Origin of the sequence: Pseudomonas sp. PDM20 (genome assembly GCF_014852575.3) — a bacterium.
Classification (GTDB): Bacteria; Pseudomonadota; Gammaproteobacteria; order Pseudomonadales; family Pseudomonadaceae; genus Pseudomonas.
Map to the genome: position 1 here is coordinate 5,405,362 of NZ_CM181224.1, position 25,221 is coordinate 5,430,582.

The window sequence follows — 25,221 nt, forward strand, 5'->3', positions numbered from 1 at the left end:
TGGCGAAGCGTCAGGCGGACAGGCCGCCCATGAGCAGGTACTTGATCTCCACATAGTCCTCGATGCCGTACCTGGAACCTTCGCGGCCCAGGCCCGATTCCTTGATGCCGCCAAAAGGCGCCACTTCGGTGGAGATGATTCCTTCGTTGATGCCGACCATGCCGGCCTCCAGGCCCTCGGCCATGCGCCAGACGCGGCCGATGTCGCGGCTGTAGAAATAGGCGGAAAGTCCGTAGGGCGTATCGTTCGCCAGATTCAGGACTTCGGACTCGTCACGGAAGCGGAAGCAGGCTGCAACCGGTCCGAAAGTTTCCTCGCTGGCGATCAGCATCTGCGGGCTCGCTTCGGCCAGCACCGTCGGCTCGAAGAAGGTGCCGCCCAGCGCATGGCGACGGCCACCGCAGAGCAGCTTCGCGCCCTTCTCCAACGCATCGCCGACGTGCTGCTCGACCTTGGCCAGCGCTGCTTCGTTGATCAGCGGGCCCTGCTCGGTTTCGCCCTCCAGTGCATTGCCCACGCGCATGGCGAGCACCGCTTGGGTAAGGCGCGAAACGAAAGCGTCGTACACGCCATCCTGGATGTAGAAGCGGTTCACGCACACGCAGGTCTGCCCGGTGTTGCGGAACTTCGAGGCCATGGCGCCGCGCACGGCGGCCTCGATATCGGCGTCATCGAAGACGATGAAGGGGGCGTTGCCGCCCAGCTCCAGCGAGACCTTCTTCAGTGTCTCCGCCGCCTGGCGCATCAGCAGCTTGCCAGTGCGGGTCGAGCCGGTGAACGACAGTTTGCGCACCGCCCCCGATGCCTGCAGCGCGCCGCCGATGGCCGGGGCGTCGCCAGAAACGATGTTGAACACGCCCGGCGGGATGCCCGCTTGTTCCGCCAGCACCGCGAGGGCGAAGGCCGACAGCGGGGTTTCTTCCGAAGGCTTGAGAATCATCGTGCAGCCGGCGGCCAACGCCGGACCGACCTTGCGGGTGACCATCGCCAGCGGGAAGTTCCACGGAGTGATCGCCGCAACCACGCCGATCGCCTGCTTGATGACCACGATGCGCGCATCCCCCTTGTGCGAAGGGATCACGTCGCCGTAGACACGTTTGGCTTCCTCGGCGAACCACTCGAGGAAGCTCGCCGCATAGGCTACTTCGCCCTTGGCCTCGGCCAGCGGCTTGCCCTGCTCGGTGCTGAGCAGACGCGCCAGGTCGTCCTGGCGCTGCAGCATCAGCTCACCCCAGCGGCGGATGCGCGCGCTGCGTTCCTTGGCAGTCAACGCGCGCCAGGCCGGCAATGCACGTTCGGCGGCGGCGATGGCTGCATTGGTTTCTTCTGCGCCACCGCGGGCAACGTCTGCGATCAGCGCGCCGGTGGCCGGGTTGCGCACCGGGTAGGTCGCGCCACCCTTCACCCATTGGCCGTCGATGTAATGGCCGGTCTTCAGCAACTCGCTCATGCCACCGCCTCCGTCAGCGCGAAGGCTTCGCGCATGGGGCGGGCGACCCGCAGGATGCGCTTGCCGGCGCTGTAGTCGTTGATCACGTCGCAGGGCGTGTAGTTGCGCTCCAGCTCGAAGATTTCCTCATCATCCAGGCGCGTCTCCAATGCAGCCAGCGCGCTGTCGAACTGCGCGGTGGTATCAGCGCCGACCAGCATGCAATCCACGCCCGAATGCTGCAGGACCCAGGCCTGGGCGATCTGCGCATTGGACACTCCGCGCCGCTGGGCAACGCGCTGCACCGAACGGGCGATCTCGAAGGAGGCGTCGTCGGCATACATCTGCTGGGTGAAGAAGTCGGTCTGGTTACGCGTGGAGCTCACGTCGCCGGTCAGCAGTCCCCGAGCCAGCGGGCTGAACACCGAGACGCCGAGGCCCTGGTCGCGGCAGAACGGGATCATCTCGCGTTCTTCCTCGCGGTAGGCGCAGTTGAGCTGCAGCTGCATGTTGATCGGCTTGACCCAGCCGTTGCGCTCGCAGGCCATGAGGATCTTCGCCAGCTGGCCGGTGAGCATGGTGGACACGCCGATGTAGCGGGCCTTGCCGGCGCGGACGATGTCGTTGAGCGCGCCCATCACCTCTTCCACCGGGGTGTTCACGTCGTAGAAGTGCAGCATGTAGATGTCGACGTAATCCATGCCCATGCGCTTCAGGGAGGCGTCGATGCCATCCATGATGTGCTTGCGCGAATGCCCGCTGGCGTTGATGCCGGGACGGGTGCCGTAGCCGACCTTGGTGGTGATCACCACGTCCTCGCGACGCACCAGACGCTTGAGGATGCGGCAGACCACTTCCTCGCCGACACCGGCCGAATAGAAGTCGGCGAGGTCGATGAAGTTCACGCCGGCATCCAGCGCGTGCTTCACGATCGGCTCGCTTTTGGCCTCATCGAAGATCCACGGTTTCCAGTCCGGGGTGCCCATGTTCATGGTGCCCAGGCACAGCTTGGAAACCTGCAGGCCGGAGTTGCCGAGACGGATGTATTGCATGGTGCGGACCTCAGGCCTTGGGGGTGTAGAAGGGGTTGGCGATGGCGTTGACCACGTCGGCCAGCTGCGCACGCTCGGGCTTGCAGGTCAGCGCCGCGCGGATCGCGGTGCGGCAGGCGTTGTAGTTGTTGCGGTAGACGGCATCCAGGTCGTCGCAGCCCGGATTGACCCAGTTGGCGGTGACGATGGCCCATTCGTCCTCGGCTTCCGGAGGCAGGGTGCCGTCCAGCAGCGCCTCGGTGACGGCCTTGGCGATGCCCGCCTGGGAAGCCCCCCAGGTGGCGTTGGCGTGCAGGTCACCATCGATCTCGGCCTTGTTCACGTAAAGGGTCATCGGCTTGACCGGAATGTTCGGCTGGGCGATCACCATGAACGGGCAGTGGCCCTGGCTGGGCGAAGCCAGGCTGTTGGAGAAGGCCTGGCCGGCGGGGCCGCTGCGCGGACCGAGCAGGATATTGATGTGCGCGGCGTTGACGCCGGGGCCTTCGAAACCTTCACCGATATACAGGTCGAGCTTTTTCATGGGGTACCTCATGGAATCGTGGGGGTGCAGGAAAGCCCGGGCCTGCTTGCGCGGCCCGTGGCAAAGCCGGCGCAGGGCGCCGGAGGAAATCGGAGTGGGATCAGGAATCGACAGGCGAGTCGGACGGGTGCGCAGAAGCACCGGACAGACCGGAACGCGGAGGACGGATCGAGGGCAGGGAAAGCAGGGAGGTGATCATGTCGCGTCGCTCTTTGTTGTTGTCGATGAGCTGGTGCGACGATTTTTAGCACCGGGCCAAATCGACCCGGTAACCATAAAAACTCAAGGAGCTATGAGTTCATCTCATACCCCAAAAAACAGACAGCCAAGCCGGAAAAAGCCGACGGCGAAGCAAGTTCCGCCGTCGGTGGGTAACCCTTGGCCGTCAGTTCTTGAGGCAGGCGATACGATAGAAACCGTCCTCTACCTCGACGCCGTGGGTATCGTGGGTGAAGCCTGGGAAACGCCGGTCGAAGGCTTCCAGTGCCTTCAGGTAACCCAGTACAGGACCGTTGCCCGGACCGGCATTCTCACCCGGCATCAACAGCGGAATGCCCGGCGGATAGGGCACCACGCCAGTCGCCACGGTGCGATCACTCATCTCCTCCAGCGTCAGCTGTTCGATGTTGTTCTTCACCAGTTGCTCGTAGGCGGCAGTTGGCGTCAGTCGCGGCTCGGGCAGCAACGAGAAGGCCTGGCCCATGAGGGTGGTGGTCTGCAGTTCGGCCATGCTTTCGAACATCCGGTCGCAGAGGTCCTTGAGCCCGATGTCGCCGTAGCGCTCCGGCCAGCTCGCGACCAGCTGCGGCAGCGCGCGCGACAGCAGGAGGTTGCAGTCGTAATCGCGCTTGAAGCCCAGCAGCGCGTTCACCAGCGTGCCCCACTTGCCCTTGGTCACACCGATGGAGAAGAGGAACAGCAGGGTGAAGTCGGTGGTCTTCTCCACCACTATGCCCTGTTGCGCCAGGTAGGTGGTGAGGACCGCCGCCGGGATGCCGACCGGCATCAACCCGCCATTGGGCGCGACACCGGGCGTCACCACCGAGACCTTGATCGGATCGAGCATGCAGTAGCCGTCCTCGATCTCGCCGAAGCCGTGCCACTGCGCTCCCGGCGCCAGGGTCCAGCATTGCGGGTCGCTGACCAGAAGCTCCTCGTCCGCCTCGAAGAACGACACCTTGCGGCCGGTTCTCGGGTCGCGCACCTCGTCGGGCTGCCAGGCATCGAAGAACCAGTCGCCCTGCTCGGCGAACTCATTGTTCAGGCGCGCCAGCAGGCGGCGGAAGGCCACCGCCTCGCGGATGGCGTCGGTGGTCAGCGCCACCCCGCCCTGCCCGTCCATCATGGCCGCCGAGACATCGTTGGAGGCGATGATCGCGTACTGCGGCGAGGTGGACGCATGCATCATGAAGGACTCGTTGAAGCGCGCGTGCTCCACCGGATTGCGCCCATCGCGCACGTGAATGAACGAGGCCTGGGACAAGGCCGCCAACAGCTTGTGGGTGGATTGGGTGGCGAACACGGTGGGGCGGTCCGCCGTGTGCTCGGCCGGGTCGCCGTGCATGGCGTGGCGCTGGCGGTAGATGGGGTTGAAGCGCGCGTAGCCGTACCAGGCCTCGTCGAAGTGCAGGCGGTCGACACTCTGCCCGAGCAGCTCTTCGACCCTTGCCACGTTGTAGCAGAGGCCGTCGTAGGTGGAGTTGGTGATGATCGCGTGGCGTGGCGTGGGATCGATCCCCGGATGTGCCAGCGCGTTTTCGGCAATATGGCGCTTCACCGCCACGGGCGTCAGCCGTTCGGGCAGTATCGGGCCGATCAGGCCAAGGTGGTTGCGTGAGGGCACCAGGTAGGTGGGAATCGCTCCCGACATGGTCATCGCATGTTCCGCGGACTTGTGGCAGTTGCGGTCGCACAGGGCGATCTGGTCGCGGGTGACGCTGGCCATCAGGATGACCCGGTTGGACGTCGAGGAGCCGTTGGTGACGTGGTAGCTGCGATGGGCACCGAACACCCGCGCAGCATAGCGCTCGCTGTCACCGATGGGACCGCTGTGATCGAGCAGCGAACCCAGGTCGCCGACGGAGATCGACAGGTCCGAGCGCAGCAGCTCCTCGCCGAAGAAGTCGAAGAAGGCTCGCCCGGCCGGCGACTTGAGGAAGCCCGTGCCGCCAGTATGGCCCGGCGTATGCCAGGAATATTCGTAGACACGGGAGAACTTCATCAGCGCCTTGAACATCGGCGGCAGCACCGCGTCGCGATAACGCTCGACGGCCGCGATGATGCGACCGCCGATGAAGTCGGTGGTGTCCTCCAGCAGCCAGATGAAATCGTCCGACAGGCGCAGTGCCTGCAGATCGATGGACGCCGCATCACCGCGCGACGCCATGAGGAAGGCTGGCAGTTGCGCATGGCGCTGGCGAAGCGTCTGCAGAACCGACAGCGCACCGCCGGGCAACTCCCAGTTCAGCAGCAGGCATTGCAGAGCGGGGTTGGACTCGATCACCGCGCAGGCGTCGTTGGCGCTCGCAGCGAGCAGCACAGTCACACCGCGACGCTGCAGATCCTGGACCAGCGCACGCGCGGCTCGACCTGCAGACGTGGGCTGCTCCAGCCCCTCGTGGACCATCAGCACCACGACATCCAGCGTGTTCTTGGTAGCGGACTCAGACATGGGAACTCCTTGATACGACTGGCGGCTCTCAAGCCGTCAGCCAGGCAGGCGCCTGCCCCGCCTTCAGCGCCATCGGAGAAGGCGCGTGCAGGCGGAGGGATCAGTTGGGGGCAGGGACGACGGCTGCGGGGGCAGCCGGCACAGTCACTGCGGCGGCAGCGGGTTGCGGTACCCGCGGCCGCAGGTTGAGGTTGTCGTGGCGGCCGACCGAGACCCAGAACATCGCCACCAGCGCGATGATGGTCAGTGCCACGGTGCCAAAGCGGATCCAGCCCGGCGAGACGCCGCCCGGATGCACGCCGGTTTCCTCAAAGGTGCGCATGCTGTTGATCGACAGCTCGTAGAAGATGATCGTGGAGACCACGAAGATCAGCGACCAGCGCGTCTGCTCGCCATCGGAGCCGACCATCGCCCAGAGGCTGTAGATCGCGGCGATGATGCCGACGAAGGTGTAGAAGCCATACTGCCGCGCCGGCATCTTCTGGTAGCCCATCACCTTGATGGCAATGGCCGAGTAGATGTACGGCAGCAACGTCATGATCACCGCGATGGAGGCGATCTTGCCGAACTGCTGGCTGGCGGTGGGCGACATGGTCGCCAGCACCTGGATGCTCATGATCGCCGCGACGATGGCCAGCCCCGCCGAGGGCACGCCCTTGGCATTGACCTTGGCGAATATCTTGCCGAACAGGCCGTCGTCCGCCGCCGCCTTGGCGGTCTGCCCAACGAGCAGCGTCCAGCCGGCCAGCGAGCCGAGGCAGCCGATCGCCGCGCAGAGGGCCACGACGTTGGCGGCGGTATCACCCAGCGCCAGGCGCGCGGCATCCGCGAAGGGGGCGCTGGAGGCGAGCAGGTCCTTGTTCGGAATCATGCCCATGATCGCGGTGGAGCTGAGGACGTAGCAGACCGCCGCGATCAGCACCCCGCCCACGGTGGCGATCGGCACGTTGCGCGCCGGGTCACGCACCACACCTGCCGACACCGAGGCGCTCTCGACACCGATGAAGGCCCACAGCGTGTAGTTCAGCGTCGAGCCGACCGCCTCGAAACCGCTCTTGCCGGAGACGTTCCAGCCGGCCTTGTAGATGTCGCCGCTGAACCAGAACCAGCCCAGCAGCGCCATGCCGATGATCGGGAACAGGGCGAACACGGTGGTGAAGGACTGCAGCTTGCCGACCACCGACGGGCCGAGGATGTTGGCGTAGGTGAAGAACCAGATCACCGCGATCTGCGCCATGGCGGAGACCAGCGGGTCCTTCAGGCTGGGGAAGAAGTGCGACAGGTAACCCAGGCCGGCCACCGCCAGGCCGACGTTGCCTACCACGTTGGCCAACCAGTAGATCAGGTTGGTCTGGTAGCCCATGTAGTTGCCGAAGGACTTCTTGGTGTAGGCGTAGGGGCCGCCCGCCGCCGGGTCGATCGCCGACAGTTTGGCGAAGACCAATGCCAGCGACACGGCGCCGACGATGGTGATGAACCACCCGTAGAGGGCAATGCCGCCGGTGGTGGCGAGGTTGGCCGGGAGCATGAATACGCCCGAACCCATCATGTTGCCTGCCACCATCAGGGTGGCCGCCACCACCCCGATCTTGTTGCTGTCGGCCTGTTCCATAGCGTGACTCCCTGAATGTGGAGTCACGATTTTTCTGCCACGACGCAAGCCGCCGAAATCGCTTGGATTCCTAAAGCGGAGGTCGAATTTTCCCCTACCGGGTCAAGAGCTGCAGCTGTCTATTCCGGTCTTCGCGTGTGGCTTGGCAACCTCAGAGGCCGATGCGTTCGAAGAAGCCCGGTCCTTCGACTTCCTTGCCGCTGGCGGCGATGCTCACCGGTTCCTGGACCTGCCGCGTGGCGGGGATTTCCCGCGAGCCCAGCTCCTTGCCCACCAGTTGCAGCGGGCCGGCGCCCTGGCCGGCGGTGTGCTCGTACTTGGGCGGCGTGTGGGTTTCGTCGTAGCGCAGGTAGTAGACCTCGCCAGCGCGGGCTTCCAGGGTGAAGCCGGCGATCAGGGTGAAGTCCAGGCTGCCGCCGGCGAAGAAGGTCCAGAAGCTGCCCAGCAGTGGGCGCCGCATCTGCAGCGGATAACTGCCCGGGGCGAAGCTCAGGGCGAAGTAGCCATTGCTCGGCAGGCTGCCGATCAGCTCGTTGTTGATGAACAGGCCGGGCGCTTCCAGCTCCTCGTCGGACCACTGGTTCTGCGGCCGGTAGATGTACACCGTGGCCTGCTGCGCATTCGCAGGCAGCGCGCCGAACGGCGGCCCGTCGACCGCGCCGAAGAACGCACCGGGCGAGCTGCAACCGGCGAGCATCAGGAGAAAGGCGCACAGGGCCACTCGGAGCATGGAAAGTCCCTCTTATGGTTATACCCGGAGCATAACCAGCGCTTCGCGCCTTGCCACCCGTCGAAAGTCCGGGTCGATCTCTTCTCGGCCACACCTGGGCCACCGGCGCAGACCTGTCCCCGATCCAGCGTCCCGAACACTGACGTGCGTCAGCTCAGGTCCTTGAGCCAGAACATCATCGACTTGGCCGTCTCCCGTTGCTCGCCGATATCCCGCCAGTGGTATTCGGTCTGCAGGGAGGGTTGCGGAGTGAAGCCCCGCTGCAGCCAGAAGGCGTCCGGCGAGCGGTAGCTGGCAGGTCGCGCGCAATGCTCCGGCGGCCGCCGAGGGGCGCAGAAGGCACACCAGTCGAAGCGATCCAGGCTACGCGCAAAGCGCTCGCGCTCCTCGAAGAAGCGCAGGTCGAGATCGGCGCTGCGGTACTCCGGCAGAACCACCGACTCGCCAAAATAGAAGATTCGTTCCGGGTTCCAGCCCTGCACCAGGAACGGCTGCTGCAAAGCCTCGGACTCGTCCAGCAACGGCAGCCCGGTCGAGGCCCCCACCACCCTGCCCTCATCGATCACCAGCACGCACAGGCTCCAGGCGGAGCGCACGTGGCTGTCGAGGTATCCGGCTTCGTACTCCGGGCTGCCGTCGTAGAGGTACGGATACTCGCGGAATACGGTAATACGCAGTCGAGCCAGATCATCGATGAACGGGCGAAGGGCATCGCCGCTGAGCAGACGGATATCCAGGGGCATGGCGGGAGTCCGCAGGTGCCGCCGCCGGCAAGGCGGCAGCAATGTTGAAACCTAGCATGGGCCGTGAAGCCAGCCGAAGTTCCAACCGCGACAGAAGCGTATCCGTGCGCGCCAGCCTTCAAGGCAGTTCGCGGGTGTGACCAACGGACGCGCCTCAGGACTCGGTCACCACCCGTCGCCGCGTGGCGGGCGGTGCGGGCGGCGCCGGCAACAGGTGGCGCACCAGCCATTTGCGCACCGGCACTACGCAGCGTTCCTGCACCAGCACGCAACTGGTGACCATGAACAGCAGGAACAGCGGATACAGCCACAGCGACAGCTGCTGGTGGGTCGCCGCCTCGACGCAGAAGGCCCAGTCGGCCAGGCAGTCGCCCGGCGCGCGGATCAGCTTCTCGGTGCGCGAGAACAGGGTGAACAGCGGCACATGCAGGGCGAACAGCGACAACGATGCAGCCCCCAGTCTCGGCGACCAGTGGCGGATCAAGCTGCTCTGCGGATCGCGCGGCAGGGCACTCATGTAGACCAGCACCAACTGCGCCGGCAGCAGCAGGCCGTTATGCAGGAGGAAGTACCAGTACTTGGCACCGTGGGTGTAGAGGTAATCGGCGACGAGGAAATTGGCCAGCACGAAAGCGCCCATCGCCACCAGCATCCCGCGCCCCGGCAGGCGGCCGGCGTCCTTGTACTCGCGGAACAGCCCGTAGGCGAGGATGCCGCTGAGGAACTCCGGCAAACGCAGCAGCGGGTTGCGGTGCAGCAGGCCGGTCCAGGGCATGCCGTACTGCTCGCTGGCGACCACCAGGATCGGCGGGATCAGGTAGAGCACCCACAGCGCCAGCAACCAGCGCCACTTGTTCTGCAGGCGCGCCAGGCGCGGTGCGACGAAGGGGAAGCAGAGGTAGAAGAAGAACAGCGTCGACAGCGACCAGAGCGGCGCGTTGAAGGTCAGGTAATACGGATTCCAGGCCTGCAGCATGGTGAGCTGGAGAATGCTGTTGAACAGCAGCTCGCGATCGCTCATCCAGTGGTGGAACAGCTCCGGCTGCAGCCGACCGATGGCCTCGTTGGTGTCGTAGATGACGAAGCGCGGTGTCGCCTGATCGAGGTCCGGGCCGATGCCCAGCCCGCTCACCACCAGCAGCACGGTGATGGTCAGCAGGATCGAGAAGATGTGCAGCGGGTAGAGGTTGGACAGGCGCTTGGTGAAGAAGCTGCGCGGGCTCTCGCGCAGCTGCCCGTCGGTGACGTAGACGTGGCAGAGCAGGAAGCCGGAGAGCACGAAGAAGGTGCTGGTGGCGAAGAAGCCCAATGCGGTGAGGTCATCGAGGCCGGCGAACTTCTGCTCCGCCGGGTAGCTGTGCAGCGTGTGATAGATCACCACGTAGAGGCCCATCAGGAAGCGCAGCCACTCCAGCCCGATGAAACGCTCCTTTTTTTGTCTGTTCTCCACGCTTCTCTCCTTCCAGGTAGGCGAACGACAGCTGGACGAACCACGACGACATCAGCGGCGGCGATCGAGGAAGTTCACCACCAGTCGGTCCAGCGAGCCCCACAGGCGCTCGCGCAGGCGCTTCCACCAGGGACGCGCGCGCCAGAAGCCCAGGTCGATCTCGCGGCTCTGTGCGAAGTCGGCGGCCAGGCAATCGGCCACCGCCGCGGTGAACGACGGATCGAACGCTTCTACATTGGCCTCCAGATTGAACCGAAGGTTCCAATGATCGAAGTTGCACGAGCCGACGCTGACCCAGTCATCGACCAGTACCATCTTCAGATGAAGGAAGCGCGGCTGGTATTCGAAGATCTTCACCCCGGCACGCAGCAGGCCGGGGTAATAGCGCTGACCCGCGTAGCGCACGGGAGCATGGTCGGTGAGGCGCCCGGTGAGCAGCAGGCGCACGTCGACACCGCGCTGGGCGGCCTTGCGCAGGGCGCGGCGGACTTTCCAGGTCGGCAGGAAGTAAGGCGTCGCCAGCCACACACGCTGGTGCGCGCCACGCAGCGAACGCACCAGCGCCTGGAGGATGTCCCTGTGCTGGCCGGCGTCGGCATAGGCGACCCGCGCCAGGCCTTCGCCGTAGTTGGGGATCGGCGGCAGGCGGGTCAGCAGGACTTCCTCGCGGGGCTTCCAGGCGCGCACGCCGAGACAGGCATTCCACTGCCGCTCGAACAGCCGCTGCCAGTCGGCGACGATGTGGCCGGTCATCTCCACCATCACTTCGTGCCAGTCGCTGCGGTTCTCCCGCGCGGACCAGAACTCGTCGGTGGCGCCGGTACCGCCGACATAGGCGATGCGCTCGTCCACCAGCAACAGCTTGCGGTGATCGCGGTACAGGTTGCGAATGCCGGCCTTCCAGTTCAGCGGGTTGTAGTGGCGCAGCTCGCCGCCCGCCTCCAGCAGTTGGCGCGTCCAGGCGCTGGAGAGCTTGAGGCTGCCAAAGGCGTCGAACAGGCAACGCACCTTCACGCCGCGCGAGCGCGCAGCCAACAGGCGATCCAGCAGCGCCTCGGCGCAGCTGCCGCTTTCCACCAGGTACAGCTCCAGTTCGATCTGCCGCTCGGCGCTGTCGATGGCTTGGAACATGCGCGGGAAAAAGCGCTCGCCATCGCAGAGCAGGGCGAAACGGTTGCCCGTCCGCCAGGGGAAGATCGGCCCGCTCACCGCGAGGCGAAGATCAGCACGGCGCCCACCGGCACCGACAGGCCGATGCTCTTGAGCCCGGCCAGTTTGCGCAGCTGCGCCACGCCCGGCGCGAGGCCGAAGTCAGCGGCGTTGATCACCAGCGGCGAGAGCGTCACCACCTGGAAGCGATGCTCGTCCAGGCGGGTGATCAGCACGTCGGTGCGGTAGTCCTTCGCCTGACCGTTCAGCTCCAGGCGCAGCGGCAGGCGCGTTTCCAGCTGCACGCCGTTGGCGAGATCGGTGATGGGGCGCAGGTCGATGGTCGAGGTGATGCGCGCCTCGGGGAACTTCTCGGTATCGAACAGCTGATCGCGCACACGTTCATCGCGCAGCGGGATGCCGGTGCTCAGCGAATCCATCTCGATACGCAGTTCCACCCGGCCCTGCTCCTCCACCTTGCCGTGCATCACCAGGAAGCGGTTCACCTCGGCGATATCGGCGTTCTTGGTGGTGACGAAGGTCAGCCGCGAGGACTCGTAGTCGAGGTACCAGGCAGCCTGGGCAGAAGCGGCGAAGCAGGCCGCGAAGAGAAAGGCGAACAGCGAGCGCATGGAATCCCTTACATGGAAAACGGATGGATCAACGGCCAACGATAGCGGCCCGCCGTCGGCTTGCAAACCGGCCGACCGGCGAGCCCATTGGGCAGGCGTGAGCGCCAATGGTTCAGTCGGCCAGCAACCCGGGAACACCGGCCACCAGCGCATCGATGGCGCAACGAATCTTCGACGGCATGTAGCGCGTCTTCGGCCACACCGCATGGATCTCCAGCGGCGGCAACCTGCAGCGTCCCTTCACCACCACCAGCTCGCCACGCTTCACGTGCCGCGCCAACAGCCAGGTCGGCAGGCGTGCCAGGCCGAAACCGGCCACGGCGGCGGCGGTGATGGCTTGCAGGTCGTCCATGCTCAGCTGCGGGTCCATCTCGATGCGCCTGGCGTAGCCGTCGTCATCGCGCATGTCCCAGGGCGAGGTGACGCCAGCCACGGAATAGCTGATGGAAGCGTGGCCGACCAGATCGTCGAGGTGGTCGGGCATGCCATGTTCGGCGATGTACGACGGCGCCGCGCCGATGCCGGTGTACTGCACGCCCAGCTTGCGGGCGGCGAGTGTGGCGCTGTCGCTGAGCGGGCCGATGCGCACGGCCAGGTCGATGCCCTCTTCCACCAGGTCGACGCGGCGATCGGTGAACGACAGGTCGATCTTCAATGACGGATATTGCCGCGCCAGCGCCAGCATCAGCGGCGCCACGCAGAGGTGGCCGAAGGAGATCGGCACGCTGACCCGCAGGCGCCCGCGCGGCTCCATCCGCCCGCCCTCCAGCGCGGTATGCGCGGCGTCCAGCTCGGCCAGCGCGCGCACGCAGCTGTCGTAGAACACCTGGCCGTCGTCGGTGAGGTTCTGGCTGCGCGTGGTGCGTTGCAGCAGGCGCACGCCCAGGCGCGCCTCCAGCCGGGCGATGGCCTTGCCCACCGCCGAACGAGTAAGGCTCAGGCGCTCCGCCGCGAGGGCGAAGCTGCCGGCGTCGACCACCTGAACGAAGGTAGCGATGCCATCGAGACGGTCATCCATCACCCTTCCCCTTTGAATCCTGAAAAGACTCAATGATGGGACCAAATGGAGCCAATGGGGAACCCTGTTCTTTTCGACAATGGTGGCTCGCCCTATGGAGCCCACTCCCATGACTGCCCACCGCAACCCAAGAAACCTCATCGCCCTGGCGGCGGTGTGCCTGTCCTCGATGATGTTCGGCCTGGAAATCTCCAGCGTGCCGGCCAGCCTGCCGGCCCTGGAGCGCGTGCTGCACGGCGACTTCCAGGACCTGCAATGGGTGATGAACGCCTACACCATTGCCGTCACCAGCGTGCTGATGGCCGCCGGCACCCTGGCCGACCGCTTCGGCCGCAAGCGCCTGTTCGTCATCAGCCTGGCGCTGTTCGGCCTGACCTCGCTGCTCTGCGGGCTGGCGGGCGACATGCCGACCATGATCGCCGGGCGCTTCCTGCAGGGCGCCGCCGGCGGGGTCATGCTGATCTGCCAGGTGGCCGTGCTGACCAGTCAGTTCAGCGACCCGGCCGAGCGCGTGCGCGCCTTCGCCGCCTGGGGTGTGGTGTTCGGCATCGGCCTGGGCTTCGGGCCGATCGTCGGCAGCGCCATCGTCGCCCTGGCCAGCTGGCAATGGGTGTTCCTGGTCCACGGGCCGCTCGCCCTGCTCACCCTGGCGCTGGCGCAATACGGCGCGGTGGAGTCGCGCGATCCGGATGCCGAGCGGCTGGATGTCGGTGGCATGCTCACGCTGTCGCTGGCAGTGCTCGGCATGGTGTTCTACATCACCCAGGGCGCCGACATGGGCTACGCCAGCCCGGCGGCGCTGGCCATCCTGCTGCTCAGCCTCGCGAGCCTGGCGGCCTTCGTCCTGATCGAGCGCCGCGTCGCCCACCCGATGTTTGACTTCGCGGTGCTGCGCATCCGCGCATTCTCCGGCGCGATGTTTGCCTCGGCTGGGATGAACGTGAGCTTCTGGCCGCTGATGATCTACCTGCCGGTCTACTACCACGGCGTGCTCGGCTACGACGACGTGAAGGCCGGCTGGTCGCTGCTCGCCTACACCCTGCCGACGCTGGTGGTACCGCCGATCGCCGAGCGCCTGGCGCATCGCTTCCACCCCGGCTGGGTGATTCCCGGCGGAATGTTCGTGATTGGCGCCGGCTTCTTCCTGATGCTCTGGGGCAGCAGCGTGGACCATGCCAGCTGGCTGACCCTGCTGCCCGGCTGCGTGCTGGCCGGCACCGGCCTGGGGCTGACCAACACCACGGTGACCAACACCTCCACCGCCGCCGTGCCCGCCACCCGCGCCGGCATGGCCTCAGGCATCGACATGAGCGCGCGGATGATCTCCCTGGCGATCAATATCGCGGTGATGGGGCTGATCCTGCTTTCCGGCGTCGCCGCAGCCCTGCACGACGTAGAGAGTGGCGAGAAGCTGCAACTGGCGGCCAGCATCGCCAGCGGCCGGCTGGGTGCGGACGATCCGGACGGCGCCCGTGCGGCACTGGTGCAGGGATTCGGCTGGGTGCTCGGCTACGGAGGGATCGCTGCCTGGCTGTTCGCGGCGGGGAGTTTCCTGACCTTCGGCGCGCATCGGGCGGCGCGGCCTAGACTGGAGGCTGTCCAATCCTGAATGACAGGAGCATCACCATGAAAACCATCCTGCTGCTCACCTTCGTGATCATCGGCGCTTCCAGTTGCAGCGTGGGCTCTGGCTTTCGCTTCCAGCCCGATGTGCCGGCGGTTGCGGTGCGAGCTTAAGGCTGGCTGTTTTCGCGATTGAGGTTGTTCCGTGCGGTTCGCGAGCAAGCTCGCTCCTACAAGGTCAAAGGCCCCTCACCCTAACCCTCTCCCGCAAGCGGGAGAGGGTACCGTTCGGTGCAGGACGAAACCACGGTGTCAGCCGGCACGATCTGCCCCCTCTCCCCATGGGAGAGGGTTGGGGTGAGGGCACAGACAGGCACGGATGCTTCACAAGAGCACAGACGCTCTTACTGGGAAACGACACCGTAATACGCCCCATCACGGCGCCTGCTTGATCACCTGACTGAACCCCAGCACCGCAAACACCGGCACCTCAGGGGTAATCGAAGGGACGTTGGCGACTTCCTTGAGCGGCTCCAGCTTCTCTTCCAGGTCGAAGTCGATCAGCTTGAGCACCAGCGGCTCCATGGTCGTCACTTCGATGCGGCTCTCGCTGGGACGACTGACCAGCACCTCGGACTTGAGCCGGCGCTGCTGGCCGTGCAGGTCGAGGTTGAAATCCACGGTTTCCTGGCGCGACTGGCCGACCTGCAGGTCCTCGTAACGGCTGAGGTCCAGCTGGCTGCTGACGATCGCCTCAGGGAAGCGCTCGATCTCGAAGAAGGCATTGCGCATACGCTCGTCGCGCAGTGCCAGGCCGCTGTCGATGGACTCCAGCGGCACCACCACACGCACCGCGCCCTTGTCGTCGATCTGCCCGGAGAGGCGGTCGAAACGCTGCACTTCTGCCATCTTGCCGCGCTTGACCGAGACGAAGCTGATCCGCGAGGTGTCGCCGTCCAGTTGCCATTCGGCCAGGGCCAGGGGGCTGGCCAGCACCAGCAACGCGCATACAGCTCCTGTTACAAAAGAATGCATTGATCCTCCGAAGCGGGTCGCCCCGCTCCGTGGAGCGCGCCCGTCAGTGGCTGCCCGATTCGGGCAAATCGTCCGCCTGGGGCATCAGTTGGCATCCCTCGCGCGCACTGAGCCAGGCGGCTGTCTGCGTACTGCCCAGGCCGCGGGCGGTCACCCGCTTGCGCGCTTCGTCGTCGAGGAAGGCGCTGGTCGGCACGTACTGTTTGGTATAGGCCCGGCAATAGTCCGCCGAGTTCCCCATAACGTAGCGGCAGGAGCAGTACTCCTTGGCGGTATAGGCGCCGATGATGCCGGGGAAGGCGGCGAGATGGATGCGGTTCTGCCAGGCCGTGGTCACCAACGCGAGCAACAGAAGGACCAGGGCGGTGAGGATCGGATGGCGGCGGATCATGGCTGCACCTCCCCGTGGGCGAAGGCCGCCTGGGCAAGCTTGAGGAAGGTGTCGTGCTGGTAGCTGCCGTCGCGGTCGTCGGCGTAGCGAACGATCACCAGCTTCTGTTCGGGAATCACGTACAGCGCCTGGCCCCAGTGGCCGAGGGCGGCGAAGGTGTCCTCGGGCGCATCCGGCCAGGGCGCGGGCGCACCGGCCACCGGGCGGTTGAGCCACCACTGGCCGCCGGGCACCGCCTCATTGGGCTTCTTCGGATCGGGCTGGTACTCGGGGAATGGCGCGAGGACGAATTTCAGCCAGTCCTGTGGCAGCAACTGGCGATCCTTCCAGCGCCCGTCGCGCTCCATCAGCAGGCCGATGCGCGCCAGGTCGCGGGCGGTCATGTAGGCGTAGGACGAACCGACGAAGGTGCCGCTGGCGTCACGCTCCCAGACCGCGGACTGGATGCCCAGCGGCTCGAACAGCGCGGTCCAGGGGTAGTTGGCGTAGTCCTTGCCGACCATCTGCTTGAGCGTGGCGGAGAGCACGTTGCTGTCGCCGCTGGAGTAACGGAAGCGCTTGCCCGGCTCGGCATCCGCGGGGAAGCCGGCGGTGAACTTCGCCATGTCGTCGCGGCCACGGGTGTAGAGCATCGCCACCACCGAGGAGCGTACCGGCGCGTATTCGTACTCTTCCTGCCAGGCCAGGCCCGAGGCCCAGTGCAGCAGGTCGCGCATCTTGATGTCGGGGTGCTCGGCGAAGGCCGGGTAATACTTGGCGACCGGGTCGTCGAGCTGGAATTTCCCCTCGCCGAAGGCCACGCCGAGGACGCTGGCCATCACGCTCTTGCTCATCGACCAGGCGAGGTGCGGAGTCTCGGCGCGTGTCGGGCCGGCGTAGCGCTCGTAGATCAGTTTGCCATCGCGAATGACGACCACGGCGTCAGTGCGCACGCCCTTGCGGGTGCCGTCGTCGCGTGTGGGGAAGGTGTAGTTTTCGAACGCCTGCACGGCGGTGCCGCTGGGCGTGGCACCGTGGGGCCAGTCGGCCTCGGGCCAGGTTTCGCTACCGTGGGCGTGGCTGCTCAGCAGGCAGGTGGCCAGCGCCAGCGCGCGCAGCGCTGGGCGGAAGGGGGCAAAGGGCATCGGCGGGCCTCTTGTTATCAGGTCGGCCCGCACCCTAGCACGGTGAAGATGACGGATTAAGCGCCGATCGTGCCGTAATCAAGGACGATTGGCGCAATCGGTCAGCGCTGTGCTTGTTACAGCACGAGCGCGCTAGCGCGGAACCTGGTAGTCGTCCGGCCCCATGAGGTCCATGCCGCATTGCAGGTCGGCGATCCAGTCGAGGAATGCCGTGATCATCGGTTTGCCCACGAAGGGCCGGCCGTGCTGCGGGACGATCATCTCGATGTCCAGGCCGCGAACCATGTTGGCCCACAGCCGGCCGACCTTGTTCGAGGCCATGTAGCGGCGGTGGAATCCTTCCATGTGCGGCACGTGGGCCGCGAAGTCCTGTACCGGGCTGGCGTCGTCCACCAGGGATGCGCCCATGTCGCCGGAGAAGAGGATCTTGCTGATCGGGTCGTAGACCTGGAAGTTGCCCACCGAGTGGAGGAAGTGCGCGGGGATCATCTTCAGCTGGCAGCGGCCCAGCTGCACCGATTCGCCACGGTCCGGCAGCGGGATCACGCGGTCATAGGTGGAGATGCCATGGCTGACCGCCAGGTAGCTGGCCGTGAGGTGCGGCAGGAAGCGTGCCCAGAGTTTCGAGCAGATGACCTTGGCGCGGGTGTGCAGCAGCCACTTGTCCAGCGCGGCGATGATGTCCGGGTCCTGGTGCGAGGCGAAGATGTAGTCCAGGTCCTGCAGCGGGAACAGCTTGGAGAGTTCCAGCGACAACGGGGTGTAGGTCAGGTCGCCGCCCGGATCGAGCAGCAGGCGCTTGTCGTGATCGACGATGAGGAACTGGTTGGATTGCACACCGTCGCCGCTGACCAGATCGTCGAAACACAGGCATTGGTGTTTACCGTCGTCGAACAGCACGATGGGTTCGCGTCGCATGAGGGGATTTCCTAAAGCAGTGGGAGGGAAAACAGTGGGTAGCCCTACGGAAATTTCTAGGTATCTCAGAAACTTCTGTAAGGCTAACGTCCCCTCCCCAAGCCCTCACTGACGTGGGTCAAGGCCTATTGCCACCCTCGCTTTCTCCAGGCGTTTGGCCCGTGCGGAGCCGGCGATGGCCAGCACGCCCTTGTCCCGCTTCCACACCGCAGCCTGCTCCGCAGCGCCTGAGGCAAATGCGGCATCCAGTGCCGAAGCGAGGCTTTCGAACTGGCTGAACACGCCGGCCAGCAGCAGGTGGGTTTCCGGCTGCGAGGCGGGCTGCCGGCTGACTTCGGCGCAACCGGCGAGTACGCCGGTCAGGCGCAGGCTCAGCTCCGCCGGCCATTGGTGTTCCACGGCCAGGCCATAGAGCCAGGCGCAGACCGCGGCCAGCACATGGGTGTCTTCCAGGGTACGGAAAGGTTTGCTGTAGGCCTCCCAGCCATCGCCGGGCAGGCGCTCGCAATGGGCGCCATCGAGCAGCAGGCGGGCGTGGGGGATGTCGGGCATCAGCGGCAGGGCCGGCAGCGCTTCGAGCTTCGCGCCAGGGGCGCCGGCCTGCACCACGGTCATGGCGATGCGCGGCGGCTCGCCCTCCTCCTCGTCACGCGCGGCGACCAGCCACCAGGCGGCGCTGTCGGCTGCGGTGGCGAAGTCCTTGCGACCGTGCAGCACCAGGCCCTCGAGGCGGGTCTGCAGGTCGGCGGGGCGCACGCTCTTCTTCTCGGTCACGCACAGCGCGCCGAGGCTGCGCGGGGCAGCCGGCCAGAGTGCGCGCAGCGCCGCCTGGTAGCCAGCGAGAAAAGCCAGCCCTGGCGAAGTCGCCAGACGACCGCCGAGCACCGCCAGTTCGAAGCTGCCGGCGCACTCTGCGCGGGAGAGCAATTCGGCGTACCAGTCGTCCAGGGCCAGGCCGGACGGTAACCGGTCCTGCGGGCCGAGCAGGCATTTCCAGGGCATCGCGGCGCTCCTTCCTTCGAGGTCGTTGTTCTTGTCATACAAGCATCACCGCACCGTCATGGGCGTGACACCGGTCATTCCTAGCCTGAGCTTGCACAACAAAGCCGACCGGCCGCAACCCGCATGGCCGGTTCACGGAGGCACTCGCATGAGTCAGATCGCCCTCTCCTGTGACACCCCGGCACAGCGCCGTCTCAAGGCCGTGCGTCTGCGCGGCGCCCGCGCCCTGCGCGAAGCCCAGGCCCTGCGTTACCGCGTGTTCAGCAGCGAGTTCGATGCCCAGCTCAAGGGCGCGGACCTGGGGCTGGACATGGACGACTACGACCGTCACTGCGCCCACATCGGCGTGCGCGACCTCAACACTGGCGCGCTGGTGGCCACCACCCGCCTGCTCGACCACCGCGCCGCGCAGCGCCTGGGCCGCTTCTACAGCGAAGAGGAATTCGCCCTCGACGGCCTGGACAACCTGCAGGGCCCGGTGCTGGAAATCGGCCGTACCTGCGTCGACCCGAACTACCGCAACGGCGGCACCATCGCCGTGCTCTGGAGCGAACTGGCCGAAGTGCTCAACGAAGGCGGCTACCGCTACCTGATGGGCTGCGCCAGCATTCCCATGCGCGACGGCGGCATCCAGGCCCGCGCGGTCATGCAACGCCTGCGCGACCGCTACCTGTGCCAGCAGAACCTGCGCGCCGAACCGAAGACCCCGCTGCCGCCGATGGACGTGCCGGACAACCTCACCGCCGAACTGCCGCCGCTACTCAAGGCCTACATGCGCCTGGGCGCGAAGATCTGCGGCGAGCCCTGCTGGGACCCGGACTTCGGCGTTGCCGACGTGTTCATCCTGCTCAAGCGCGACGAGCTCTGCCCGCGCTACGCCCGTCACTTCAAGGCCGCGGTCTGATGCGCAGCCTGCGCGCCTGGCTGCGCGTCGCCCGCCTGCTGTCATTGCTGCTGGTGGGCCTCGCGCTGGCCAGCTTCGTCAGCCTGCTGGAGCGCCTGCCCGGAGACCGCATGCCCCTGCGCCAGCGCCTGACGCGCTGGTTCCTGGCGCGCCTGTCCGGTGCCCTGCCCTTCCAATTGCAGGTTCACGGCGAGCTGCCACGGCAGCCGATGCTGTGGGTCTCCAACCATGTGTCGTGGGTCGATATCCCGCTGCTGGGCGGGTTGCTGCCGCTGACCTTCCTGTCCAAGGCCGAAGTGCGCCAGTGGCCGCTGGCCGGCTGGCTGGCGGAGAAGGCCGGCACGCTGTTCATTCGCCGTGGCTCGGGCGATGCACGGATGATCAATGCGCAGTTGGCCACGCACCTGTCGCGCGGCCGTTCGCTGCTGGTCTTCCCCGAAGGCACCACCACCGACGGCACGGGCCTGCGCACCTTCCACGGCCGCCTGATGGCCAGCGCCATCGAAGCCGGCGTGCCGGTGCAGCCGGTAGCGCTGCGCTACCGCCGCAACGACCAGGCGTGCGAACTGGCGCCCTTCATCGGTGACGACGATCTGGTCAGCCACCTGAAGCGCCTGTTCGACCATGATCGGGGCGTCGTGGAGATTCACCTGCTGCCGGCGCTGTCCAGCGCCCACCAGGACCGCAACCTGCTGGCGAAGCAGGCGCACGCCGCGATTCAGGCAGTGGTGTGTGAGGTTCAGGAAGAATCGGCCATCGCGGCCTGAGGCCTGCCAGGAAAGCGACAGGAAAGACGAAGTGGGTTTGGAGCCCGCCGTAACCTACGGCCGACGGGTTCCCACTCTGACGAAACGGCTTTCAAACTGCGCCGGGCGGCACCCTCGAGCCACCCGACGCAACCTGAAAACAGTCTCCAGGCGCCGGAGGCTCAAGCCTCCGGCGGCACGACCAGGATGTCACAATCCAGTTCGCGCAGAGCGTAGTCGGCAACACTGCCGATCAGGGCACGCTTGATCCCACCCATACCCCGAGTACCCATGACCAGCAGATCGGGCCGATGCTTGTCGACCATCCGCTGCAACACGTTGCCCGGCAGCCCGACGGCCACCAGTTGTTCGTCGATGCGTTCTTCCAGATGGCGCTCGTGGAGGAACTTCTTCAGCTCGTCCACCGCCTGGCGGGATTCGCTGCCGACGAATTCGTCGATGCGCTCCTCGCTCACTCCGGAGTACTGCATCATGCCCTTGGCCAGCGGGCTGAAGGCGTAGACGCCCCGGCGCACGGCGCCTTCAAGCAAGCCCAGCTCATCGGCCACTTCCACTGCGTGAGCCGAGGCCGGCGAAGTATCGAGGGCGATCAGCAGGTCGCGGTACTGGCCGCCGGCCGGCTGGTTGACCACCAGCACCGGCAGTTGCCCGGCGCGCAGCACTCGCTCGACCGTGGTGCCGACGAAGATGTCGCGCAGCACGCTCTTGCGGTGCGCACCCATCACCAGCATCTCGCAGTCCTGCTGCTTCGCCGCGGCGAGGATCTGCTGATTCGGATCACCACGTTCCACCAGCAGTTTCGGGCATGAGCCGCCCAGCTCGGTGAGCTCCACCAGCCGCGCTTCAAGCATCAGGCGCACCTGGGTGACTTCCTGCTCGACCAGCGCCGAAGGCTGGTCTTCATCGACTACGTAGAGCACGGTCCAGGGACAGGCGTAGCGCTTGGCCAGCGCTGCCGCACGGTGCAAAGCCTTTTCGGAACGGCCGGACAGATCCGTTGCGACCATTAACGACTTCATCATGCTGCTCCTCTCGTCGTCCTTCAGATGTGTCTATTGCACACGCTATGGGCCGTCGGGCGGTTGACGCATATCAAGTCAGGCCGGACCGTCCATCGTATTCGGCAGATTTCTGACGAAGGTCTGCAATTGGGGATAGAACTCACGAAAATCGCTGCTCAATGGCTCGTACAGGCGATCCAGTTCATCCCAGGCGCCATCCAGCAGGGACGGCCTGGACAGCCGCCGGGACATCCCGGCGACCACGTCCTTCAGCACCTCGAACTCCCGATAGCTGCCCAGCCAGTCCTGCGCGGCCATGCGCGGTGCAATGCGCGCCAGACGCTCCGGCAGGCCGGGCGTGCGGCCCAGTACACCGTAGACCCGTTGGGTGAAGTGCTCCAGCGGCTCGCCGGAGAAACGCCCCCAGTCGCGGGCCAGGCAATGGTCGAAGAACACGTCCAGAAGTACGCCGGCCATGCGCCGACGCTCGCTGGGGAAGCGCGTCTTGGCACTGTGTATCAAGGCGTGACTGTCGGTGAAGGCGTCGATGCGCCGGTGCAGGCGGATGCCTGCCTCGATCTCGGCGGGCCACTGGCCGGCCAGCGGTCCCTTGACGAAGTCGCCATAGAGGCTGCCGAGCAGTTGGGCGGGTCGGTCGCCGCCCAGATGAAGGTGCGCGAGGTAGTTCATGGGCAGAGAGTAGCGCGGGTGGTCAGCGGCTACTATCACGGGTGTCGATCATTACTATCGCCCCAAACGAATTCATATCGCTTTTGACCGATATATAGTTCGTCCCAACGCGATATACCGATGTGCCCCATGACTGAACAAACCCATCTCGATCCTGACATCGACCTCGAAGAAATCTTCAAGGCCCTGGCCCACCCGGTGCGGCGCGACATGCTGCACTGGCTCAAGGACCCTGAGCAGTTCTTCGTCGAGCAGGAGCACCAATCCTTCGAGATCGGCGTCTGCGCCGGCAAGTTCGACCAGCGCACCGGTCTGTCGCAATCCACCGTTTCCGCGCATCTGGCCACCCTCCAGCGCGCGGGCCTGGTGACCAGTCGAAAAGTCGGCCAGTGGAATTTCTTCAAACGTAATGAGGAAACCATCCAGGCCTTTGTTCGCCACCTGAGCGAAGCGCTGTAACCCGGCTACTGCCAGCCAAGACAATCCCACTCTCCAGGAGCAGGCAAATGCCCACTTCGCTTCTCGTCCTCGCTTTGTCCGCGTTTGCCATCGGCACCACGGAATTCGTGATCATGGGCCTGCTGCCCGAGGTTGCGGGCGACCTCTCGGTGACCATTCCCGCCGCCGGCTGGCTGGTCAGCGGCTACGCCTTCAGCGTCGCCATCGGCGCGCCGATCATGGCCCTGCTCACCGCCCGTCTGCCGCGCAAGACCGCGCTGCTGATGCTCATGGGCATCTTCATCCTCGGCAACCTGCTCTGCGCGGTGGCCGCCAGCTACGGCCTGCTGATGCTGGCGCGGATCATCACCGCCCTGTGTCACGGCGCCTTCTTCGGCATCGCTTCGGTGGTCGCCGCCAGCCTGGTGCCGGCCAACCGCAAGGCGTCCGCCGTGGCCCTGATGTTCACCGGCCTGACCCTGGCCAACGTGCTCGGCGTACCGGCTGGCACCGCGCTGGGCCAGATCGCCGGCTGGCGCTCGCCCTTCTGGGCGGTGACCCTGATCGGGGTGTTCGCGCTGATCGGCCTGTGGAGCGTGCTGCCGAAGAAACACGATGAAGAAGCGGTGGACATGCGCAAGGAAGTCGCCGCGCTGCGCAACGGCCCGCTGTGGCTGGCGCTGGGCACCACCGTTCTGTTCTCCGCTGCCGTCTTCGCGCTGTTCACCTACGTCGCGCCGCTGCTGGGCGAAGTCACCCAGGTCTCGCCGCGCGGCATCACCTGGAGCCTGGTGCTGATCGGCCTCGGCCTGACCCTGGGCAACATCCTCGGCGGCCGCCTCGCCGACTGGCGCCTGGGCACCACCCTGGCCGGCGTGTTCGCCACCATGGCAGTGGTTTCCACCGTCCTGAGCTGGACCAGCGCCTCGCTGATCCCGGCCGAGATCACCCTGTTCATCTGGGCCGCCGCCGCCTTCGCCGCGGTGCCCGCCCTGCAGGTCAACGTGGTGCGCGTCGGCGGCGCCGCACCGAACCTCGTCGCCACCCTGAACATCGGCGCCTTCAACGTCGGCAACGCCATCGGCGCCTGGGTCGGCGGCAGCGTCATCGACCACGGCCTGGGCCTGACCCGCGTGCCCCTGGCCGGCGCCGTGCTCTCCGTACTCGCGCTGATCGCGGTGATGATCGCCTTCAGCGGCAAGCCCAACCAGACCCAACCCGTCCTCGACTGATCCTCCACCCTCACGCCCCGGAGTAACGCAATGACCACGCTTTTCGACCCCATCCTCATCGGTGACCTGGAACTGCCCAACCGCATCGTCATGGCCCCGCTGACCCGCTGCCGCGCCGACGAAGGCCGCGTGCCCAACGCACTGATGGCCGAGTACTACGTCCAGCGCGCCGACGCCGGCCTGATCCTCAGCGAGGCCACCTCGGTGACCCCGATGGGCGTGGGCTACCCGGACACCCCCGGCATCTGGTCCGACGACCAGGTCCGCGGCTGGACCAACATCACCAAGGCCGTACACGCCAACGGCGGTCGCATCATGCTGCAGCTGTGGCACGTGGGCCGCGTCTCCGACCCGCTGTACCTGAACGGTGAACTGCCGGTAGCGCCGAGCGCCCTCAAGCCGGCCGGCCACGTCAGCCTGGTGCGCCCGATCAAGGAGTTCGTCACCCCGCGCGCCCTGGAAACCGAAGAGATCGCCGACATCGTCGAGGCCTACCGCGTCGGTGCCAAGAACGCCAAGGCTGCCGGTTTCGATGGCGTGGAAGTCCACGGCGCCAACGGCTACCTGCTCGACCAGTTCCTGCAGAGCAGCACCAACCAGCGCACCGACCAGTACGGCGGCTCGGTGGAGAACCGTGCCCGCCTGCTGCTGGAAGTCACCGATGCCGTGATCGGCGTCTGGGGTGCCGGCCGCGTCGGCGTGCACCTGGCTCCGCGCATGGACTCCCACGACATGGGCGACGCCGATCCGCTGGCCACCTTCGGCTACGTAGCCCGCGAGCTGGGCAAGCGCGGCGTGGCGTTCATCTGCACCCGCGAGAAGGCCGGCGACGACAGCATCGGCCCGAAACTGAAGGAGATCTTCGGTGGCGTATACATCGCCAACGAGCGCTTCACCAAGGACAGCGCCAACGAGTGGCTGGCAAGCGGCAAGGCCGACGCTGTGGCCTTCGGCATCCCGTTCATCGCCAACCCGGACCTGGTGACCCGCCTGGAAAAAGGCGCCGCCTGGAACGAGCCGCACCCGGAAACCTTCTACGGCAAGGGCCCGGTCGGCTACCTGGACTACCCGCGCCTGTAACGGCGGGTTCCTGCGCCAATGAAAAGGGCGCCTTCATGCGAAGGCGCCCTTTTTTGTTGTCCTAATA

The 25,221-nt window shown here is 66.0% G+C and carries 24 protein-coding genes; 6 read left to right on the plus strand and 18 right to left on the minus strand.

Annotated features, from left to right (window positions below; genetic code table 11):
* Positions 1–10: 10 nt before the first annotated feature.
* From IB261_RS24890 to IB261_RS24940, 11 genes are all read right to left on the minus strand, one after another.
* A complete protein-coding gene (locus IB261_RS24890; RefSeq protein ID WP_192380941.1) occupies positions 11–1,450 on the minus strand; it encodes an NAD-dependent succinate-semialdehyde dehydrogenase in 1,440 nt (479 codons plus the stop codon).
* Positions 1,447–2,481 carry an aldo/keto reductase gene (locus tag IB261_RS24895; protein ID WP_151189736.1) on the minus strand — a complete coding sequence of 345 codons (1,035 nt, stop codon included), beginning with the start codon at positions 2,479–2,481 and terminating at the stop codon, positions 1,447–1,449. The genes IB261_RS24890 and IB261_RS24895 overlap by 4 nt, the downstream gene beginning before the upstream one ends.
* Positions 2,482–2,491: 10 nt before the next feature.
* A complete protein-coding gene (gene fae / locus IB261_RS24900) occupies positions 2,492–3,004 on the minus strand; it encodes a formaldehyde-activating enzyme (protein WP_081516344.1) in 513 nt (170 codons plus the stop codon).
* Between the two features lie 385 nt (positions 3,005–3,389).
* Positions 3,390–5,675: an Orn/Lys/Arg family decarboxylase gene (locus tag IB261_RS24905; protein WP_192380940.1), complete on the minus strand. Its 2,286-nt coding sequence runs from the start codon at positions 5,673–5,675 to the stop codon at positions 3,390–3,392.
* Positions 5,676–5,775: 100 nt separating this feature from the next.
* Positions 5,776–7,287 carry an arginine/agmatine antiporter gene (gene adiC, locus IB261_RS24910; RefSeq protein WP_192380939.1) on the minus strand — a complete coding sequence of 504 codons (1,512 nt, stop codon included), beginning with the start codon at positions 7,285–7,287 and terminating at the stop codon, positions 5,776–5,778.
* A 151-nt stretch (positions 7,288–7,438) separates the two neighbouring features.
* Entirely contained in the window at positions 7,439–8,017 is a 579-nt protein-coding gene (locus IB261_RS24915) for a DUF2846 domain-containing protein (protein ID WP_192380938.1), read from the minus strand.
* A 149-nt stretch (positions 8,018–8,166) separates the two neighbouring features.
* Entirely contained in the window at positions 8,167–8,754 is a 588-nt protein-coding gene (locus tag IB261_RS24920; protein WP_192381434.1) for a GNAT family acetyltransferase, read from the minus strand.
* A 160-nt stretch (positions 8,755–8,914) separates the two neighbouring features.
* Positions 8,915–10,153, minus strand: a complete 1,239-nt coding sequence (locus tag IB261_RS24925; RefSeq protein WP_494515534.1) for an acyltransferase family protein — start codon at positions 10,151–10,153, stop codon at positions 8,915–8,917.
* A 108-nt stretch (positions 10,154–10,261) separates the two neighbouring features.
* Entirely contained in the window at positions 10,262–11,419 is a 1,158-nt protein-coding gene (locus tag IB261_RS24930) for a phospholipase D-like domain-containing protein (RefSeq protein WP_081516349.1), read from the minus strand.
* Positions 11,416–11,991 carry a YceI family protein gene (locus IB261_RS24935; protein WP_081516350.1) on the minus strand — a complete coding sequence of 192 codons (576 nt, stop codon included), beginning with the start codon at positions 11,989–11,991 and terminating at the stop codon, positions 11,416–11,418. Before IB261_RS24935 ends, IB261_RS24930 begins: the two co-directional genes overlap by 4 nt.
* A gap of 112 nt (positions 11,992–12,103) precedes the next feature.
* Positions 12,104–13,009, minus strand: a complete 906-nt coding sequence (locus tag IB261_RS24940; protein ID WP_192380936.1) for a LysR family transcriptional regulator — start codon at positions 13,007–13,009, stop codon at positions 12,104–12,106.
* A gap of 109 nt (positions 13,010–13,118) precedes the next feature.
* Here IB261_RS24940 and IB261_RS24945 point away from each other — a divergent pair, with 109 nt between their 5' ends.
* Positions 13,119–14,618: an MFS transporter gene (locus IB261_RS24945; RefSeq protein WP_192380935.1), complete on the plus strand. Its 1,500-nt coding sequence runs from the start codon at positions 13,119–13,121 to the stop codon at positions 14,616–14,618.
* A gap of 389 nt (positions 14,619–15,007) precedes the next feature.
* Here the strand turns inward: IB261_RS24945 and IB261_RS24950 are convergent, their stop codons facing one another.
* The 5 genes from IB261_RS24950 to IB261_RS24970 all read right to left on the minus strand — a co-directional run bounded on the left by IB261_RS24950 (position 15,008) and on the right by IB261_RS24970 (position 19,042).
* Entirely contained in the window at positions 15,008–15,607 is a 600-nt protein-coding gene (locus IB261_RS24950; protein WP_081516353.1) for a YceI family protein, read from the minus strand.
* Between the two features lie 43 nt (positions 15,608–15,650).
* Complete coding sequence (locus tag IB261_RS24955; protein ID WP_081516354.1) at positions 15,651–15,998, minus strand: amidase; 348 nt, start codon at positions 15,996–15,998, stop codon at positions 15,651–15,653.
* Positions 15,995–17,122, minus strand: coding sequence for a serine hydrolase domain-containing protein (locus tag IB261_RS24960; protein WP_192380934.1), 1,128 nt, complete (start codon positions 17,120–17,122; stop codon positions 15,995–15,997). The genes IB261_RS24955 and IB261_RS24960 overlap by 4 nt, the downstream gene beginning before the upstream one ends.
* 132 nt (positions 17,123–17,254) lie before the next feature.
* Positions 17,255–18,040 (minus strand): oxygen-binding di-iron domain-containing protein, encoded by a 786-nt coding sequence (locus IB261_RS24965; RefSeq protein ID WP_192223876.1) that lies wholly within the window; start codon positions 18,038–18,040, stop codon positions 17,255–17,257.
* A 105-nt stretch (positions 18,041–18,145) separates the two neighbouring features.
* Positions 18,146–19,042 carry an acyl-CoA dehydrogenase middle domain-containing protein gene (locus tag IB261_RS24970; RefSeq protein WP_192380933.1) on the minus strand — a complete coding sequence of 299 codons (897 nt, stop codon included), beginning with the start codon at positions 19,040–19,042 and terminating at the stop codon, positions 18,146–18,148.
* A gap of 148 nt (positions 19,043–19,190) precedes the next feature.
* Between IB261_RS24970 and olsB the strand changes: the two genes are divergently transcribed.
* Both olsB and IB261_RS24980 read left to right on the plus strand, forming a co-directional pair.
* On the plus strand, positions 19,191–19,946 hold the full coding sequence (olsB, locus tag IB261_RS24975; RefSeq protein WP_192380932.1) for an L-ornithine N(alpha)-acyltransferase: 756 nt from the start codon (positions 19,191–19,193) through the stop codon (positions 19,944–19,946).
* Complete coding sequence (locus IB261_RS24980) at positions 19,946–20,713, plus strand: lysophospholipid acyltransferase family protein (RefSeq protein WP_151188292.1); 768 nt, start codon at positions 19,946–19,948, stop codon at positions 20,711–20,713. Before olsB ends, IB261_RS24980 begins: the two co-directional genes overlap by 1 nt.
* Before the next feature lie 161 nt (positions 20,714–20,874).
* Here the strand turns inward: IB261_RS24980 and IB261_RS24985 are convergent, their stop codons facing one another.
* Both IB261_RS24985 and IB261_RS24990 read right to left on the minus strand, forming a co-directional pair.
* Positions 20,875–21,732 carry a universal stress protein gene (locus IB261_RS24985; protein ID WP_263866181.1) on the minus strand — a complete coding sequence of 286 codons (858 nt, stop codon included), beginning with the start codon at positions 21,730–21,732 and terminating at the stop codon, positions 20,875–20,877.
* Between the two features lie 78 nt (positions 21,733–21,810).
* Entirely contained in the window at positions 21,811–22,404 is a 594-nt protein-coding gene (locus IB261_RS24990; protein WP_192381432.1) for an acyl carrier protein phosphodiesterase, read from the minus strand.
* Between the two features lie 129 nt (positions 22,405–22,533).
* Between IB261_RS24990 and IB261_RS24995 the strand changes: the two genes are divergently transcribed.
* The 3 genes from IB261_RS24995 to IB261_RS25005 are packed head-to-tail and all read left to right on the plus strand — an operon-like array spanning position 22,534 to position 25,154.
* Positions 22,534–22,863 carry an ArsR/SmtB family transcription factor gene (locus IB261_RS24995; RefSeq protein ID WP_138215930.1) on the plus strand — a complete coding sequence of 110 codons (330 nt, stop codon included), beginning with the start codon at positions 22,534–22,536 and terminating at the stop codon, positions 22,861–22,863.
* Positions 22,864–22,910: 47 nt separating this feature from the next.
* Positions 22,911–24,074: an MFS transporter gene (locus IB261_RS25000; protein WP_192380931.1), complete on the plus strand. Its 1,164-nt coding sequence runs from the start codon at positions 22,911–22,913 to the stop codon at positions 24,072–24,074.
* Between the two features lie 30 nt (positions 24,075–24,104).
* Positions 24,105–25,154, plus strand: coding sequence for an alkene reductase (locus IB261_RS25005; RefSeq protein WP_192380930.1), 1,050 nt, complete (start codon positions 24,105–24,107; stop codon positions 25,152–25,154).
* Positions 25,155–25,221 lie beyond the last annotated feature (67 nt).